The 17361-nt window shown below is 59.9% G+C and carries 18 protein-coding genes; 6 read left to right on the plus strand and 12 right to left on the minus strand.

Features of this window, described 5'->3' with window-relative positions; translation table 11 throughout:
• Nucleotides 1-63: 63 nt before the first annotated feature.
• The 8 genes from M2401_RS21400 to ffh all read right to left on the minus strand — a co-directional run bounded on the left by M2401_RS21400 (nt 64) and on the right by ffh (nt 7046).
• Nucleotides 64-1368: a homoserine dehydrogenase gene (locus tag M2401_RS21400; protein WP_259105834.1), complete on the minus strand. Its 1305-nt coding sequence runs from the start codon at nt 1366-1368 to the stop codon at nt 64-66.
• Between the two features lie 79 nt (nt 1369-1447).
• Complete coding sequence (gene dsbC / locus M2401_RS21405; RefSeq protein WP_259105835.1) at nt 1448-2188, minus strand: bifunctional protein-disulfide isomerase/oxidoreductase DsbC; 741 nt, start codon at nt 2186-2188, stop codon at nt 1448-1450.
• 121 nt (nt 2189-2309) lie between these two features.
• Complete coding sequence (gene xerD, locus M2401_RS21410) at nt 2310-3206, minus strand: site-specific tyrosine recombinase XerD (protein ID WP_259105836.1); 897 nt, start codon at nt 3204-3206, stop codon at nt 2310-2312.
• A 272-nt stretch (nt 3207-3478) separates the two neighbouring features.
• The gene (rplS, locus tag M2401_RS21415) at nt 3479-3829 is read right to left on the minus strand and encodes a 50S ribosomal protein L19 (protein WP_259105837.1); all 351 of its coding nucleotides are present in this window, start codon (nt 3827-3829) and stop codon (nt 3479-3481) included.
• A 43-nt stretch (nt 3830-3872) separates the two neighbouring features.
• Nucleotides 3873-4625, minus strand: a complete 753-nt coding sequence (gene trmD / locus M2401_RS21420) for a tRNA (guanosine(37)-N1)-methyltransferase TrmD (protein WP_259105838.1) — start codon at nt 4623-4625, stop codon at nt 3873-3875.
• A gap of 3 nt (nt 4626-4628) precedes the next feature.
• Nucleotides 4629-5165, minus strand: coding sequence for a ribosome maturation factor RimM (rimM, locus tag M2401_RS21425; RefSeq protein ID WP_259105839.1), 537 nt, complete (start codon nt 5163-5165; stop codon nt 4629-4631).
• Between the two features lie 5 nt (nt 5166-5170).
• On the minus strand, nt 5171-5422 hold the full coding sequence (gene rpsP, locus M2401_RS21430; protein ID WP_259105840.1) for a 30S ribosomal protein S16: 252 nt from the start codon (nt 5420-5422) through the stop codon (nt 5171-5173).
• Nucleotides 5423-5669: 247 nt separating this feature from the next.
• Nucleotides 5670-7046 (minus strand): signal recognition particle protein, encoded by a 1377-nt coding sequence (gene ffh / locus M2401_RS21435; RefSeq protein WP_259105841.1) that lies wholly within the window; start codon nt 7044-7046, stop codon nt 5670-5672.
• Nucleotides 7047-7240: 194 nt separating this feature from the next.
• Between ffh and M2401_RS21440 the strand changes: the two genes are divergently transcribed.
• The 6 genes from M2401_RS21440 (at nt 7241) to M2401_RS21465 (ending at nt 14228) form a co-directional block, all read left to right on the plus strand.
• Entirely contained in the window at nt 7241-8053 is an 813-nt protein-coding gene (locus M2401_RS21440) for an inner membrane protein YpjD (protein ID WP_259105842.1), read from the plus strand.
• A 12-nt stretch (nt 8054-8065) separates the two neighbouring features.
• Entirely contained in the window at nt 8066-9313 is a 1248-nt protein-coding gene (locus M2401_RS21445) for an HlyC/CorC family transporter (RefSeq protein WP_259105843.1), read from the plus strand.
• Between the two features lie 278 nt (nt 9314-9591).
• Entirely contained in the window at nt 9592-10911 is a 1320-nt protein-coding gene (locus M2401_RS21450) for an MFS transporter (RefSeq protein WP_259105844.1), read from the plus strand.
• A gap of 307 nt (nt 10912-11218) precedes the next feature.
• The gene (locus M2401_RS21455; RefSeq protein ID WP_259105845.1) at nt 11219-12367 is read left to right on the plus strand and encodes a DegT/DnrJ/EryC1/StrS aminotransferase family protein; all 1149 of its coding nucleotides are present in this window, start codon (nt 11219-11221) and stop codon (nt 12365-12367) included.
• Entirely contained in the window at nt 12364-13512 is a 1149-nt protein-coding gene (locus M2401_RS21460) for an aminotransferase class I/II-fold pyridoxal phosphate-dependent enzyme (protein WP_259105846.1), read from the plus strand. Before M2401_RS21455 ends, M2401_RS21460 begins: the two co-directional genes overlap by 4 nt.
• Nucleotides 13509-14228, plus strand: a complete 720-nt coding sequence (locus M2401_RS21465; protein ID WP_259105847.1) for a WbqC family protein — start codon at nt 13509-13511, stop codon at nt 14226-14228. The genes M2401_RS21460 and M2401_RS21465 overlap by 4 nt, the downstream gene beginning before the upstream one ends.
• A gap of 136 nt (nt 14229-14364) precedes the next feature.
• Here the strand turns inward: M2401_RS21465 and purT are convergent, their stop codons facing one another.
• The 4 genes from purT to M2401_RS21485 all read right to left on the minus strand — a co-directional run bounded on the left by purT (nt 14365) and on the right by M2401_RS21485 (nt 17250).
• On the minus strand, nt 14365-15546 hold the full coding sequence (gene purT / locus M2401_RS21470) for a formate-dependent phosphoribosylglycinamide formyltransferase (protein WP_259105848.1): 1182 nt from the start codon (nt 15544-15546) through the stop codon (nt 14365-14367).
• A 330-nt stretch (nt 15547-15876) separates the two neighbouring features.
• Entirely contained in the window at nt 15877-16086 is a 210-nt protein-coding gene (locus M2401_RS21475) for a DUF1289 domain-containing protein (RefSeq protein WP_259105849.1), read from the minus strand.
• Nucleotides 16083-16607 carry a gamma carbonic anhydrase family protein gene (locus M2401_RS21480; RefSeq protein WP_259105850.1) on the minus strand — a complete coding sequence of 175 codons (525 nt, stop codon included), beginning with the start codon at nt 16605-16607 and terminating at the stop codon, nt 16083-16085. Before M2401_RS21480 ends, M2401_RS21475 begins: the two co-directional genes overlap by 4 nt.
• 43 nt (nt 16608-16650) lie before the next feature.
• Nucleotides 16651-17250, minus strand: coding sequence for a CoA pyrophosphatase (locus tag M2401_RS21485; RefSeq protein ID WP_259105851.1), 600 nt, complete (start codon nt 17248-17250; stop codon nt 16651-16653).
• Between the last annotated feature and the right edge of the window lie 111 nt (nt 17251-17361).

A 17361-nucleotide genomic window follows, 5' to 3' on the forward strand; every position in this document is an offset into this window, starting at 1 on the left:
AGTTAAAAGCGAATCGTGATCGCTCCTGGCTTGCAGCTTGAGGCTGACAGCTTGCCGCTGCTGTTAGTTGAGATGTTCGACGCGAATACGAACCACCGGCCCGACGACGTCCTGCAAGGCTTCCAGCGCCTTGATGGCTTCGTTCATATGCTGTTCCAGCACGCGATGCGTCAGCAGGATCATGGGTACGAGGCCGTCGTGTTCTTCGACTTCTTTCTGCATGATCGATTCGATATTGATCCCGCGCTCCGACAGGATGCTCGCCACCTGGGCCAATACGCCCGGATGATCCTTGCCCTGGATACGCAAGTAATAGGCGCTCTCGCAGGCTTCGATCGGCAGGATCGGATGGGCCGACAGGCTGTCCGGCTGGAACGCCAGGTGCGGCACGCGATTCTCCGGGTCGGAAGTCATGGCACGAACCACGTCCACCAGGTCGGCGATAACCGAGGAAGCCGTTGGCTCCATGCCGGCACCGGCACCGTAGAACAGCGTCGAACCGGCGGCGTCGCCGTTGACCATCACGGCGTTCATCACGCCATTGACGTTGGCGATCAGGCGGTCGGCCGGGATCAGGGTCGGATGGACCCGCAGTTCGATACCCGAAGCAGTGCTACGGGCCACGCCCAGGTGCTTGATGCGATAGCCCAGCGCTTCGGCATAGTTGACGTCAGCAGTGGTCAACTTGGTGATGCCTTCGGTGTAGGCCTTGTCGAATTGCAGCGGGATACCGAACGCGATCGATGCCAGGATGGTCAGCTTGTGCGCGGCATCGATGCCTTCGACGTCAAAAGTCGGATCGGCTTCGGCGTAACCGAGAGCCTGGGCTTCAGCGAGCACGTCAGGGAAGGTGCGACCCTTCTCACGCATCTCGGTGAGGATGAAGTTACCGGTGCCGTTGATGATCCCGGCAACCCAGTTGATGCGGTTGGCCGACAGGCCTTCACGGATGGCCTTGATCACCGGGATACCACCGGCAACTGCGGCTTCGAACGCAACGATCACACCCTTCTCGCGGGCCTTGGCGAAGATCTCGTTGCCGTGCACGGCGATCAGCGCCTTGTTGGCAGTGACCACGTGCTTGCCGTTTTCAATGGCCTTGAGCACCAGCTCGCGAGCCACGGTGTAGCCGCCAATCAGTTCGATGACGATATCAATTTCGGGGTTGCTGGCGACCGCGAACACGTCGGTCGTGGTCGGTGTACCGGTAATCTGGCAATTGGGGTTGGGTGTGCGAACGGCAATTTGCGCCACTTCGATTCCACGCCCGGCACGGCGGGCAATCTCCTCGGCGTTGCGCTGAAGAACGTTGAAGGTACCGCCACCGACAGTACCCAGCCCACAGATGCCTACTTTGACCGGTTTCACTATGAACTCCCCGTAAAACGACCGGCTTGGGACCGACCGTGGAAAACAGCCGCAAAAAACATGCGGCTCTCTGAATGGTTTATTTAGCGGCCAGGGCCAGCTTGGCGACTTGCGGTGCCGGTTGATAACCCGGAATCAGCTGACCGTCAGCCAGGACAATGGCAGGCGTGCCATTGACGCCGATCGACTGGCCCATGGCGAATTGCTTGGTCACTGGATTGGCGCACTTGGGCGCTTCGATATTCTTGCCGTCGACCATGCGGTTCATGGCGTCCTTGCGATCCTTGGAGCACCAGACCGCCTGCAATTGCTCGTCACCCGGCGAGCCGAGGCCCTGGCGCGGGAACGCCACATAACGCACTTCGATACCCAGCTTGTTCAGCGCGGGCACTTCGGCGTGCAGCTTGTGGCAGTACGGACAGGTCGTATCAGTAAACACAGTGATATGGGATTTGGTCTCGCCAATCGCCGGATAGACCACCATTTCGGCAGTCGGGATGCCATTGATGGTTTTCGAAATGGCCAGGCGTTCGGTCTTCTCGGTCAGGTTGACCGGCTTGCCACCCTGGATCTGATAGAGGTTGCCCTGCATCACGAACTGGCCGTCGGCGCTGGCATAGAGTACGCGCCCCCCTTGCAACTTGACCTCATACAGGCCGTTGAGCGGGCTGCTGGCGATGCTGTCCACGGGCAGTTCCAACTCAAGAGACGCCAGGGTCTTGCGGATGGCTTGCTCAGCGGCGGCATCCGCCTGGGCGAACATACTGAAGCTGTTGGTCAGCACTACGGCAGCGGCAGCGATAATCCGGGTCACGCGCATGAAAAATCCTCGAGCGGTGGGCAGCGGGGTGGCTCTGAAAACAGGGATGGCCAGCCTCAATCTGCGAAACCGGCAAAGCCTATCACATAAGGTAAGCGAGGCCGACAGCGCGCACGCCTGTTTACCCTCGCGGGTGATGTTTGGCATGCATCTCTTGCAATCTGGCCCGAGCCACATGGGTGTAGATCTGCGTGGTCGACAGATCGCTGTGGCCCAGCAGCATCTGCACCACCCGCAAATCGGCGCCATGGTTGAGCAGATGGGTGGCAAAGGCATGACGCAAGGTGTGGGGTGACAAGGCAGCACTGATGCCCGCCACTTTCGCCTGATGTTTGATGCGGTGCCAGAAGGTCTGCCGGGTCATCTGCTCGCCGCGCTGGCTGGGGAACAGCACATCGCTGGGGCGGCCGTTGAGCAGTTCGCCGCGACCGTCTCGCAGATAGCGCTCAACCCAGACAATCGCCTCCTCGCCCATGGGCACCAGCCGCTCCTTGCTGCCCTTGCCCATGACCCGTAGCACGCCCTGACGCAGATTGACCTGGTCCAGGGTCAGGCTGATCAACTCAGTGACCCGCAGGCCGCAGGCATACAGCACCTCAAGCATGGCGCGGTCGCGCTGGCCGATGGCTTCACTCAGGTCAGGCGCCGCCAACAGGGCCTCCACGTCAGCTTCCGACAGCGATTTGGGCAGTGGCCGACCCAGTTGCGGCATGTCGACCTGTAAGGTTGGGTCAATGGCGATCAGTTTTTCCCGCAGCAGATAGCGATAAAAGCCACGTACGCCAGAGAGAAAGCGCGCTGTCGAGCGCGGTTTGTAGGCATTGTCCAGACGCCAGCCAAGATGATCGAGAATGGCATCGCGACTGACACCGACCAGCTCGATGCCCCGCTCCTGCAACCAGCCATTGAAAAGCGCCAGGTCGCTGCGATAGGAATCGCGAGTGTTGTCCGAAAGGCCTTTTTCCAGCCAGAGCGCGTCGAGGAATTGGTCTATCAGAGGGTGATCGATGGCGGGCATGGTTGGTTCGAGGGCTTGCAGGGAAAGCGGGGAGGATACCGCATTCAGTCATAAAAACAGCAAGCACAGGAATGATCGAAGGGGGAGTAAATGTGGGAGCGAATTCATTCGCGAAAGCTCGGCTCCAGGCGATAGAGATGTATCGATTGTATCGGCCTCTTCGCGAATGAATTCGCTCCCACCGTCCGCCCCGGCGGGTAGGTTTTCGAGCTTCTCGCGGACAACAAAAAAGGCAGCCCGCAGGCTGCCTTTTTTTGCATCGGAAGCTGGACTTAAGCCAGTTTTTCCTTGATGCGAGCTGCTTTACCGGACAGGTCACGCAGGTAGTACAGTTTGGCCTTGCGAACGTCACCGCGACGTTTCACAGCCAGGCTGTCGATTTGCGGGCTGTAGGTCTGGAAAGTACGCTCTACGCCAACACCGTTGGAGATTTTACGAACAGTGAAAGCACTGTTCACGCCACGGTTACGCTTGGCAATTACTACGCCTTCGAACGCCTGCAGACGTGCGCGGTCGCCTTCCTTCACTTTCACCTGAACGACAATAGTGTCGCCCGGGGCAAAGGTAGGGATCTCTTTGGTCATCTGCTCTGCTTCGAGTGCAAGAATGATTTTGTTAGTCATGCTGTGCTCCTAAGGTAATCCGTCTGGATCAACCATCGATACGTTAACTATCGTCCCGCTCGCGGATGTATTCCGCCAGCAGCTTCTTCTCTTCTCCAGAAAGCGAGCGGCTTTCCAGAAGATCGGCGCGTCGTTCAAAGGTCCTTCCAAGGGACTGCTGTAAACGCCAACGCCGGATGTGTGCGTGGTTGCCACTCAGCAACACGTCGGGAACACGCTGATCCGCATACACCTCCGGTCGGGTGTAATGCGGGCAATCCAGCAGACCGTCCGTGAAGGAATCTTCCTCCGCGGAGTCCACATGCCCTAAAGCTCCAGGCAGCAGTCGCGTAACCGCATCGATCAGTACCATTGCCGGCAGCTCGCCACCAGACAGTACGTAGTCACCAATCGACCACTCTTCATCGACATGAGCATCAATAAAACGCTCGTCAATGCCTTCATAGCGACCTGCGATCAGGATAAGTGCTTCTTCCTTCGCCAGTTCGCGTACCGCAGACTGATCCAGCTTGCGGCCTTGTGGCGACAGGTAAATCACCTTCGCCGCTTCCCCCGCCGCCTGCCTGGCCTGAACCAGAGCATCCTCCAGGGGCTTGATCTTCATCACCATGCCCGGACCACCGCCAAACGGGCGATCGTCCACAGTGTGATGTCGATCCGCTGTGTAGTCCCGCGGGTTCCAACAAGTCAGCTGCAACAGCCCTTGTTTCACCGCACGACTGGTAATCCCATACTCACTGATGGCAGAAAACATCTCGGGAAACAGACTGATCACTTCTATGCGCAGGCTAGCCATGGCCTAGAAGTCCGCGTCCCATTCCACCTTCATCTCGCCAGCACCCAGGTCAACGGCCAACACGCATTGCTCGGTATAGGGCAACAGGCGTTCACGATCATCCAGACTGCCCGCGCAGGGCTTTACCACCATTACATCATTCGAGCCGGTTTCAAGAAGATGATCGATTTTCCCGAGCAGTTGCCCGAGTTGGTCGATGACCTTCAGACCTACGAGCTGGTACCAGTAGTACTCGCCGTCGGTCAGATCAGGGAACAGGTTACGCGGCACGCAGATCTCATAACCGGACAGAAGACGAGCTTCCTCACGATCATCGAGACCCTTGAGCTTTGTGACCAGGAACTTGCCTTGCAAGCGTCCGCTGACCAGCTCTGCCTGTTTTACGCTCCCTTCGCGCCGAAGCGTCCAGTTCGTGTAGTCCAACAGGTTTCCAATTGGATCGGTAAAGGAATACACCTTCACTTCGCCGCGAACGCCATGTATTGAGAAGATTTTGCCGATAACGATCAAATCGTCGGCAGAGGCTGGCGTCGCGTTCATATTGCTCAGGCCGCAGCCTTAGCGTTTTCCTTGAGCAGCTGTGCAACGCGCTCGGAAGTTTGTGCACCAACGCTCAGCCAGTAGTTGAGACGCTCTTGGTTCACGGACAGACGGATTTCCTGACCACGGGCAACCGGGTTGAAGAAACCGATTTGCTCTTTGTGCGAACCGTCACGCGCATTGCGGCTGTCGGTTACGGTCAGGTGGTAGAACGGGCGCTTTTTAGAGCCGCCCAGGGCAAGACGAATAGTTAGCATTGAACATCGTTCCTGTAGTCGGTGCTGCAAATCTAAGATGCACAGCGGGCATGGGTGCCCGAAAGGCCGCATATTCTAAGGAATATCCAGACTTTTGCAAATGACTTTTTCCGGCGCCTATCGGCATGCCATCCAGATCTGCTATGGAGCCGTCGATTAAAACGGCAGATAAAAGCCCGCAAGAGCGGGCCTGCCGGGGATTGCTCCCCGGATGAACGGTACGCAGACGGGTCTGCGCACCGCTCAATTACATTTTTGGCATGCCGCCGCCAGGCATCATTCCGCCCAGGCCGCGCATCATTTTGGCCATTCCGCCCTTGGCGGAGAACTTCTTCATCATCTTCTGCATCTGCTTGTGCTGCTTGATCAGACGCCCGATGTCCTGCACCTGGGTGCCGGAACCCATGGCGATACGACGCTTGCGCGAACCGCTGATCAGGTCCGGGTCACGACGCTCGGCCGGGGTCATCGAGTTGATGATGGCTTCCATCTGCTTGAACTGCTTCTCGGCCGCGCCCTGGGCATTGCCCATCTGCGCCAGGTTCACACCGCCCATGTTCGGCAGCTTGTCCATCAGGCCGCCGAGGCCGCCCATGTTCTTCATTTGTTGCAACTGGTCGCGGAAGTCTTCGAGATCGAAGCCTTTGCCTTTCTTCAGCTTCTTCGCCAGCTTGTCGGCTTTCTCTTTATCGAGGCCTTGTTCGGCCTGTTCAATAAGGCTGAGCACGTCGCCCATGCCAAGGATGCGCGAGGCGATACGATCCGGGTGGAAAGGCTCGAGAGCGTCGCTCTTCTCGCCCATACCGATGAACTTGATCGGCTTGCCGGTAATCGCTCGCACCGACAGCGCCGCACCACCACGGGCGTCACCGTCGACCTTGGTCAGGATCACACCGGTCAGGGGCAGCGCGTCACCGAAGGCCTTGGCCGTGTTGGCGGCGTCCTGGCCGGTCATGGCGTCGACCACGAACAGCGTCTCGGCCGGCTTGACTGCGGCGTGCAGGGCCTGGATCTCGCCCATCATCTCGGCGTCGATGTGCAGACGACCGGCGGTGTCGAGGATCACCACGTCGATGAATTTGAGTCTGGCTTCTTTAATAGCCGCGTTGGCGATATCCACCGGCTTCTGGCTGATATCGGACGGGAAGAAGGTCACGCCGATGTCGCTGGCCAGGGTTTCCAGTTGCTTGATCGCCGCCGGACGGTAAACGTCGGCCGAGACCACCATGACGGTTTTCTTCTTGCGCTCTTTAAGGAAGCGCGCCAGCTTGCCGGCAGTCGTGGTTTTACCCGCGCCCTGCAGACCGGCCATCAGGATCACGGCAGGCGGAGTCACGTTGAGGGTCAGCTCTTCGTTGGCCACCCCCATCATTTCTTCCAGCTCGGCCTGGACGATCTTCACGAACGCCTGGCCCGGCGTCAGGCTGCGCGACACCTCGGTGCCCACCGCCCGGTCCTTGACCTTGTTGACGAAGTCCTTGACCACCGGCAAGGCGACGTCGGCCTCCAGCAGCGCCATCCGCACTTCACGCAGGGTGTCTTTGATGTTGTCTTCGGTCAGCTTGGCCTTGCCGGTGACATGGCGCAGCGTCTGCGAGAGACGGTCAGTTAGATTTTCAAACATGCGCGATCCTTTCAGGTTCTCGAAGAACCCCGGTTGATGCGGCCCGGCCCGTGAAAAATGGCGCTCGGCGAGCCTGCGGTTTGAGCAGGTCGCGGATTATAGCGAAGACTCTGCGCGGCGGACACCATCGGTCTTTCGTGCAGCGTCGGTTCTATGCCAAACTCAGCGCCTTTCGGGCCCGTCCATCAGGATCTATGTTCCCTCTACCACCCAGTCTGCTCCCCAGCATCGCCGCCGCTATCCTTTATGCCGCTGCGACTATTTACCAGGGCATGCGCCTGCGTCAGGCCATCAAGGTCGACAAACGCCTGCTGGGCCTGCTCGGCACGCTCGCGGTCATTGCCCACGCCATCGGCCTGTTCACCCAACTGGTGCGCCCGATCGGTATGGGTCTGGATTTTTTCAGCGCTTCGAGCCTGATCGCCCTGGCGGTGATTGCGGTGACCCTGATCGCCTGCCTGCGCATCCCGGTGGAAAACCTGCTGGTGCTGCTGTTTCCCCTGGGTTTCGTCACCGTATTGTTCTCCCAGTTCGCGCCGACCGGCACCGTACAGACCATCGTCGAAGAGCCCGGCATCCTTAGCCATATCCTGCTGTCGATCCTCGCCTACGGCATGTTCACCATCGCGGTGTTCCAGGCCCTGCTGTTGCTTGTGCAGGATCATCGCCTCAAGCACAAGCACCCGGCCGGCCTGATCAAGAATTTCCCGCCACTGCAGACCATGGAAAGCCTGCTGTTCGGCTTTCTCTGGGCAGGGTGGATCCTGCTGTCGCTGTCGCTGATTTCCGGCTGGTTGTTCGTCGAGAACCTGTTTGCCCAGCATCTGGTGCACAAAACCCTGCTGGCCTGCCTGGCCTGGATCGTGTTCAGCGTGCTTCTGTGGGGCCGTACCCGCCTGGGCTGGCGCGGACACAAGGCCATTCGCTGGACCCTGGGCGGCTTTCTCCTGCTGATGCTGGCCTATTTCGGCAGCAAGCTGGTACGCGAATTCATCCTGCACATCTGACGGGCGTTGATTATGGATAACCTGCCCATTGGTCCACTGCTGGGAGTGCTGGCCCTGCTGACACTCTGGTCGGGGCTGCTGACTGCCGTCGAGATCGCCCACTATCGGCTCAAATTTCGGCAGAACCCCAGCCGCCCCGCAGCAGCTGCACTGCCACAACCGGCGTTCGAGCTGAACAGCCTGATCCTGGGCAACACCCTGATCAAAGTGCTGATCACCGTGATCTTCACGCTGTTGGCGCTCAATCAGTGGTTCTACCACGGCGCCACCGTGGCCTGGCTCGGTACGACCGCCTTGCTGCTGATCTTCGTCGAACTGATTCCGCGTCGTCTGGCTGCGCGCTACCCGGCAGGCGTCGTCCTGCTCGGCAATGGCGTATTGCGTCTGCCAATGAAGCTGCTGTGGCCGCTGACCTGGCTGTTCAACTGCATCGCCCGCAGCCTGTTGCGCCCGTTCCTGCCGCGCGAGGCCGCTCCGGGCACGCCGCAGGATGAAGACGAGCCGACACCCAAGTCCCACCACGATGGCGTCATGGACCACCACCCCGGTCGTGCCCACGTCCTGTCCGGCATCCATGCCCTGGACAGCTTCACCGTCAATGACATCCTGGTGCCGCGCAACGACGTCGACGGGATCAACCTGGACGACAGCATCGAGCAGATCATCGACCGCCTGATGATCTCCCGCCATACGCGCCTGCCGGTCTATCACAACGACATCAACCAGGTGCAGGGCGTGCTCAATACCCGGCAGATCAGCCATCTGCTACCCAAGCGCGAACTGACCAAGGAAACCTTGCTGGCCGCCTGCTACGAACCCTATTTCGTCCCGGAAAGCACGCCGCTGCAATTGCAGCTGCTGAATTTCCACAAACAGCAGCGCCGCCTGGGCGTGGTGGTGGATGAATACGGTGAAGTGCAGGGCATAGTCAGCCTGGAAGACATCCTCGAAGAGATCGTCGGCGAATTCGAGAGCGAGCACTCCCTGGACAACCCGCACATCCATCCGCAGGCCGATGGCCGCCTGGTGGTGGATGGCGCCGCGTCGATCCGCGAGTTGAACAAGAGCCTGGGCTGGCACCTGCCGTCCGATGGTCCCAAGACCCTCAACGGCCTGATTACCGAAGCCCTGGAAACCATCCCGGACAGTTCGGTGTGCCTGAAGATCGGCCCGTATCGCCTGGAAATCCTGCAAACCGAAGACAATCGGGTGACGCGGGTGATGATGTGGCAGAAATCCATGGTCCGTCCCGTCAATTGACGGGCATTGGGCACTTGTTCTGAGCGTTGCGCCCTTCCTATAATCGCCGACAGCTTACCCAGCCCCGCCGATCCGCGTGCTACCCGCACTGAGCGTGATCCGGCCAGTCACCAGCCAATCGTTTCCTGGCGTCCGCTCACACCCTGAGCGCGAACCAACGCCCTCGGCCCTCATCCGGGCCAACCTGATCGCGCTGTAACCAGAATAATTAACCATTGCCGCAGTGACCCGTCTCTCGACGAGCGCTGACAGGCAAGACGACTGTCAGGGATATCCGAATGACCACCACCTCCGCCTTGGGTGAGCACAGCGAGCAGGCCGCTCCAGCCAACTCCGCCGCTCGCGTCGCCACCGCCAGTTTCATCGGCACCGCCATCGAGTTCTACGATTTCTACGTCTACGCCACCGCCGCCGCGCTGGTGATCGGGCCGGTGTTCTTCCCGCAGACCTCCAGCACCGCACAGATGCTGTCGGCTTTTCTTACCTTCGGTATCGCCTTCCTCGCTCGCCCGCTGGGTTCGGCGCTGTTCGGCCACTTCGGTGACCGCATCGGCCGCAAATCGACCCTGGTGGCTTCGCTGCTGCTGATGGGTATCTGCACCACACTGATCGGCGTGTTGCCGGGTTATGCGGTGATTGGCTCATGGGCACCGATCCTGCTCTGTGTGCTGCGCTTCGGCCAGGGCCTGGGGCTGGGCGGTGAATGGGGCGGTGCCGCACTGCTGGCGACGGAAAACGCGCCCAAGGGCAAGCGCGCCTGGTTCGGCATGTTCCCGCAACTGGGCCCGTCCATCGGCTTCCTGGCGGCCAACGGTCTGTTCCTGACCCTGGCAATGACCCTGACGGACGAGCAGTTCCGCAGCTGGGGCTGGCGCATTCCGTTCCTGCTCAGCGCCGTACTGGTAGTGATCGGCCTGTATGTTCGCCTGAAGCTGGAAGAAACGCCGATTTTCGCCAAGGCCATCGCCCGTCACGAACGCCTGAAAATGCCCATTGCCGAACTGTTCTCGCAATACTGGGCGCCGATGTTGCTGGGCGCGGCATCGATGGTGGTGTGCTACGCACTGTTCTACATCTCGACGGTGTTTTCCCTGAGCTACGGGGTCAAGAGCCTGGGCTACAGCCGCGAGACCTTCCTCGCCATGCTCTGCTTCGCCGTCCTGTTCATGGCCGCCGCCACGCCGTTGTCGGCCTGGGCCAGCGACCGCTTCGGGCGCAAACCGGTGCTGATCATCGGTGGTGTGCTGGCGATTCTCTCCGGCTTCCTCATGGAGCCGCTGCTGACCCACGGCACCACTTGGGCGGTGACGCTGTTCCTGAGCATCGAGCTGTTCCTGATGGGCGTGACCTTCGCCCCGATGGGCGCCCTGCTGCCTGAATTGTTCCCGACCCGCGTGCGCTACACCGGCGCCTCGGCGGCCTACAACATCGGCGGCATCGTCGGCGCCTCGGTGGCACCGTTCTTCGCCCAGCAACTGGTGGAAATGGGTGGTTTAAGCTGGGTCGGCGGCTACGTCTCGGTGGCCGCGCTGATCAGCCTGATCGCCGTGTTGTGTCTGAAAGAAACCCGCCATACCGATCTGGATACGATTGCCTGACCGTATCCTGAATATGCGGGACCGGCATCAACGGTCCCGCATGAGCAACGCCATCCCCGGCCAAAGCGGGCCTCGCCCGCAACGCCACCTCGAAACTTTGTCACTTCATTTGATCGAACGAGCGCAGCGCCGACATACTGGCCCTATGCTTCAACCCGACACGCATCTGTCCAGCCCTCATGCTCACACGCCCGGCAGGCAGGGATGTATGAAGCGCCTGCACCCCAGTCAAATGACCTAATGTAACGAAAGGGACTCCATCCGGATGAGCACAACCACCTCCCTCGCATTATTTGGAGGTCAACCGTTGTTCGCGCAGCCAATCGCTAATGAGCAACTGGCCAATCGCGATCCCGAGCGTTTCTTCGCCCTGGCGGAGGATTCCTTCAAGCGCCGTCGTCTGACCAACCAGGGTCCTGTGGTCGACGAACTGGAGCAGCGCCTGTGCGACCTGCATGGCACCCGTCATTGCATCGCCTTCGCCAATGCCTGTTTTGCGATCATCCTGGCATTACGCGAACTGGCACGTCCCGGCGCAAGCAGGGTGATATTGCCTTCGCTGACCTTTCGCGGCCTGCCCCATTTGATTCGCTGGGCCGGGCTGGAGCCGCAGTTCTGCGATATCGATCCCCTGACCCATACATTGTCACCAACCTGTCTGGCACAGTTGATCGATAGCAATACCGCCGCGGTGCTCGCTGTGGATAACGTCAACGGTCTGTGTGACATCGATGCACTGGAACGCCTGACGCTGGATGCCGGCATTCCCTTGTTGCTGGATGCCGTGTACGGCATCGCAGGCCGCTACACCACCGGCGGCGATGACAACGTGGGGTCGCGCGGCAGCGCTTCGGTGTTCAGCCTGAACGCCAGCACCTTGATAAACGGCTTCGAAGGCGGCTACCTGACCACCAACGACGACCAACTGGCAGCGAAAATGCGTCGCCAGCGCAACTTTGGCTTTGGCCAAGACGCTGTCTCCGTCGAGCTGGGCCTGAATGCCAAGCTCAATGACCTGCACGCCGCCATGGCACTGTCAAATCTTGAACATCTGCACGCCATTATCGCGGACAACCAAAGGCGCTTTGCCAGTTACCAGCAATATTTCCAGGACCTGGCCTGGGTTTCTTTCGCTGACTACAGCCAGTCTCCCGGCACGTTCAGCCAGATCCTGCTGAAAGTCGAGGCCGATGCGCCCTACAGTCGCGATGAGCTGATCCGTATCCTGCGTGCGGAAAACGCTCTGGTACAGCCGTACTACTCACCGCCGCTGCATCATCAGGAGCCGGGGACGCGAGCGTTGCCCATCACTGACAGTATCAGCCGTCACTTCATTCAGATGCCAGCCGGCGATCCGGTCGACGAAATGGACATCCGGCGCCTGGCACAGCTATTCAAAAGACTGGAGCAGGACGCTGCAGCAATCGGCGAGCGCCTGGGCAGAGGACCGCAATGAGCGACAAGCCAGCATTCACTGCGCCGTTGCCGGTCGGCCAGTTGAACATGCCGGACCCTGGCGAGTTTCGCGAGATGTTCGAGGGCATTTTTGCCCGGCGCCGCTACACCCACCATGGCCCCTTGGAGCTGGCCGTAGACGAAGCCCTCGCCGGACATTTCGCCGTGCGCCATGCCATTGCCGTGGTCAATGGCACCCTCGCGTTGACGCTGCTGTTGCGCGCCATGGAGCTGCGCGGCGAGGTGATCGTGCCCTCTTTCACCTTCCCGGCCACCGTACAGTCATTGGTCTGGGCCGGACTCAGGCCGGTATTCTGCGACGTCGACCCCGCCACGCAGATGCTCGATGCGAAACGGGTCGAAGCGCTGATCACTGCTGACACTTCGGCCATTCTCGGCGTGCATATATGGGGTCGTGGCTGCGATCCCCACGGGCTGGCCAGGCTCGCCAAGGATCGCAGCCTGCAATTGCTGTTCGACGCCGCCCATGCCACCTCCTGCACCTTCGAGGGCCAACGTATCGGCGGTTTCGGGCGGGCGGAAATTTTCTCGTTCCACGCCACCAAAATCCTCAGCGGCGCCGAGGGTGGCTGTATCACCACCAACGACGACGCCCTGGCCAGTCGCCTGCGCACCTTGCGCAGCTTTCAAGCCAGTGACGAGCACGCCGCCGGGATATTGCGCATGAACGCCGGGCTGTCGGAAGCACAAGCGGCCATGATCTTGCTGGGGTTGCGCCATCTGCCGCGCTTCATCGAGGAGAACCGTGAGCGCTATGAGCTTTATCGCCAAGGGCTCAAGGGTATCAACGGCCTGGAATTCGTTGATTACGCTGCGGGCGAACAAAGCAATTATCAATTTGCGGTGGTGCGCATCGAGCCAGAGATCCTGGGCATGAGCCGGGATGAGCTACTGGAGTGGCTGCAAGCCAGAAATGTACTGGCCCGTCGTTACTTCCACCCGGGCGTCCATCGGACAGAGCCTTTCGCCAGTGATATGGCGGCTAGACTCAGCGTGACGGATGAGCTGTGCCAGGTGTTGTTGCAACTCCCCACCGGTCAAGCCATTACCCATGACCATGTCCGTAGTATCTGTGCGCTGATCCAATCGATATCAACCGAACAGCAGCCGACGAATACCACATGATCAACACACTGGGCATCATGCAACCCTACTTCTTTCCCTATCTGGGCTATTTCCAGCTTATTGCATCAGTAGAGCGAGGAGTGATCTTCGACACCGCGCAGTACGGGCGCAAAAGCTGGATGAGCCGTAACCGGATCCTTGATGGCAAGGGCGCCTGGCAATATATCAATGTACCGGTTAGCACAACGCTGGGGAGTTCGATTCAAGCAACAACCGTGATCGACTCCAGTGCCGCATTGCAGCGCATCCTCGCCCAATTGGAACTCTACCGGGGCAAGGCGCCGTTCTATAAGCAGGTTATTGAACTGGTCAAAAGCGTATTTGGTGCGGTCGTGAATAACAGCATCAGCAATCTGAATACTCAGTCGCTGAAAGTTGCCTGTGATTATCTGAACCTGAAGTTCAACTGGGCCCCTCACTCAACCATGAATCTGCAACTGCCGCCCATTGAGCACCCCGGCCAGTGGGCATTGGAAATCAGCAGCCAAATGGGAGCGAGGCGTTATATAAACGCGCCAGGTGGCAGGGAGATTTTTGTCGCCAGCGAATGGCAGGAGCGCGGGATTGAGTTGCGTTTTCTTGACCTGTCGAGCTTCATTTACTCCACCGGCACTTTCCCGTTCATCGAGAATCTTTCGATACTCGATGTACTGATGTGGAACGAGCCGGGCGAGGTAACCACCTACATTCGCGAGCAGACCCGGCTTGCCTGCTGATCGAACTCAGACCCTGCGCAGGGCATGGGCCTGAGGTCTGGCGGCCATGAAAGCCTGCACTTCTGAGATCACGATGACCAAGGTGTGCAGCCCGCCATTGCACCAGGACGATGGCGGGTTGGTTGAGAGGTTTTCCTTACAGTTGCACCTTCACCGACCGTGAAGCGCGAGTGGCTTTGGCACGCGCGGTTTCCACCGACTCGTCACGAGCCAATGCCACACCCATGCGGCGCTGGCCGTTGACTTCCGGCTTGCCGAACAGGCGCAGGGCGGTGTCCGGCTCGCTCAGGGCCTGCTCGAGATTGGCGAACGCGGTCTGGGTCGATTTGCCTTCAACCAGTATCACTGCCGAAGCCGATGGGCCGAACTGGCGGATCAATGGAATCGGCAGGCCGAGGATGGCGCGGGCGTGCAGGGCGAACTGTGACAGGTCCTGGGAAATCAGGGTCACCAGGCCGGTATCGTGAGGGCGCGGCGAGACCTCGCTGAACCACACTTGATCGCCCTTGATGAACAGCTCGACACCGAACAGGCCGCGACCACCCAAGGCCTCGGTGACTGCCTTGGCAACGCGCTCGGACTCAGCCAGGGCTACCGGGCTCATGGCTTGTGGCTGCCACGACTCCTGATAGTCGCCCTTCTCCTGACGATGGCCGACCGGCGCGCAGAAAGTAGTACCGCCGACATGACGCACGGTCAGCAGGGTGATTTCGTAGTCGAAATCGATAAAGCCCTCGATGATCACCCGGCCCTTGCCGGCACGACCGCCTTCCTGCGCGTAATCCCAGGCAGTCTGGATATCAGCGGTGCTTTTCAGCAGGCTCTGGCCCTTGCCCGAGGAACTCATCACTGGCTTGACCACGCACGGGAAGCCCAGGTCTTCCACGGCCTTGCGATAGTCTTCGAAGGTATCGGCGAAATGGTAAGGCGAGGTCGGCAGGTCCAGCTCTTCAGCGGCCAGGCGACGGATGCCTTCACGGTTCATGGTCAACTGCGCGGCACGGGCGGTCGGAATCACGGTGAAGCCTTCGGACTCCAGCTCGACCAGGGTCGCGGTGGCGATGGCTTCGATTTCCGGCACGATGAAGTGCGGCTTCTCGGCTTCGATCACGGCACGCAGGGCGTCGCCGTCGAGCATGTTGATCACATGGCTGCGATGGGCAACCTGCATGGCTGGCGCATTGGCATAACGGTCGACAGCGATCACTTCCACGCCCAGGCGTTGCAGTTCGATCACCACTTCCTTGCCCAGCTCGCCGCAGCCGCAGAGCAAAACACGGGTCGCGGTAGGCGACAGTGGAGTTCCGATTTGAGTCATCTCAGGTCCTCGTGGAGCAGATATCGAGGGCAGCTCGCCATTGTGCGAGCGACCGCTGTGGAGAAAGGCGCGCAATTTACCACGAAGCCCCCACGATTTGGACCTTGGGGCCGATGAGCTACGCACAGAATCTGTGGGAGATCCCGCGCTGTCACGCAGCAAACATTAACCGGGGCGGGGCGCAAATCTTAAGGGAGTGAATTCATTCGCGATGAGGCCGGTACATTCGGCGCATCTTCATCGCCTGCCCCCCCGCTTTCGCGAATGAATTCGCTCCCACAGAGTCTTCGTCATTCAGTACGTTGCGCGTTGTTTGATGAGGGCGAGGCGTCAAACCGAAGGCGCCACCGTCCAGAGCACGCCACTGGCCTTGGCCCGCTCATGGCACAGCACGAGCACTGCACGCCGCTCGTCGTTGCTCATGCGTCCCCAGCCGGTAATTTCCGCGACGCTGCGCTGGCAGCCGATGCAGATATCGTCGTTATCCAGGGCACAAATGCTCACGCAGGGGGAGCGAACCGGTTTTTCCGTCGTCATCATTCGTCCTGGGGCGCCAGGTCCCGCGCATAGCGCTGGGCATTGTGGACATAGTGGGCGGCGCTGGCCTCAAGCATTTTCTTCTGGATGTCGGTCAGCTCGCGCACAACCTTGCCGGGCGAGCCCATGACCAGGGAACCGTCGGGAATCACCTTGCCCTCGCCGATCAGCGAGTTGGCGCCGATGATGCAGTACTTGCCGATCTTTGCGCCGTTGAGAATCACCGCGTTGATGCCGATCAGGCTGTAATCGTCGACGCTGCAACCGTGCAGCATGGCGTTATGGCCAATGGTTACGCCCTTGCCGATGTCCAGAGGCGAGCCCATGTCCGTGTGCATCACGGTGCCATCCTGCACATTGCTGTTCTCGCCGATATGGATCAGCTCGTTGTCGCCGCGCAATACCGCGTTGAACCAGACACTGGCGCCAGCTTCCAGCTTGACCTTGCCGATCAGCGTGGCGTTTGGGGCCACCCAGCTTTGCGGGTCGGTTTCGACGCGGGCATCACCCAGTCGGTATTTCATACGGTTGTCCTCAGGCAGGCCATGCTCGAACGGCTGGCGCTTTTTATAAGGTAATCGAGTGTGCGGGCGGCTGATGCAGGCTGATCTTGCTGTCATAGAGCACATTGATCAGCTCGACGATCATGATCGCGGTCAGGCCCCAGATCTTGTACTCGCCAAAGCGATAACTGGGCACATACCAGCTACGGCCCTGGTAATCGATGCGATGGGTATGTTCGCGCACGTCCTGGCGAAAGAATGACAGCGGCACACTGAACACCGCAGCGATTTCGCCGTCGTTGGGTCGGTATTCGACAAAATCCGGAATCACCCCGACATAAGGCGTGACCTTGATCCCATGCTTGGAGATCAGCGGGCTCAGCGGGCCGATGATTTCGACCAGCCCTGGCGGCAGGCCAATCTCTTCTTCCGCTTCGCGCAGTGCGGTGAAGACCAGGTCAGGGTCTTCGGGGTCGCGGCGGCCACCGGGAAACGCCACTTCGCCGCCATGGGTCGACAGACCGCTGGCGCGCAGGGTCAGGATCAGCTCGGGGTCGTCACTGCGGGTAATGGGCACCAACACCGCAGCCTCGGGAAAACGTCGATCCGTCTCCAGAGTACTCGGCGTATGACTGCTTACTCGTCGAAGTAGCTCGTCCAGCATGGGAAATCTCGATTTGTTGCCTACCCCGCATCATGCACCAAAGCGAGCCAGCGCCCAAGTCCTTGTAGGACAACTTGCCGAGTCGTGACAGGACACGCCAAGATAGCAGCT

It is taken from the genome of Pseudomonas sp. JUb42, assembly GCF_024807945.1.
Classification (GTDB): Bacteria; Pseudomonadota; Gammaproteobacteria; order Pseudomonadales; family Pseudomonadaceae; genus Aquipseudomonas.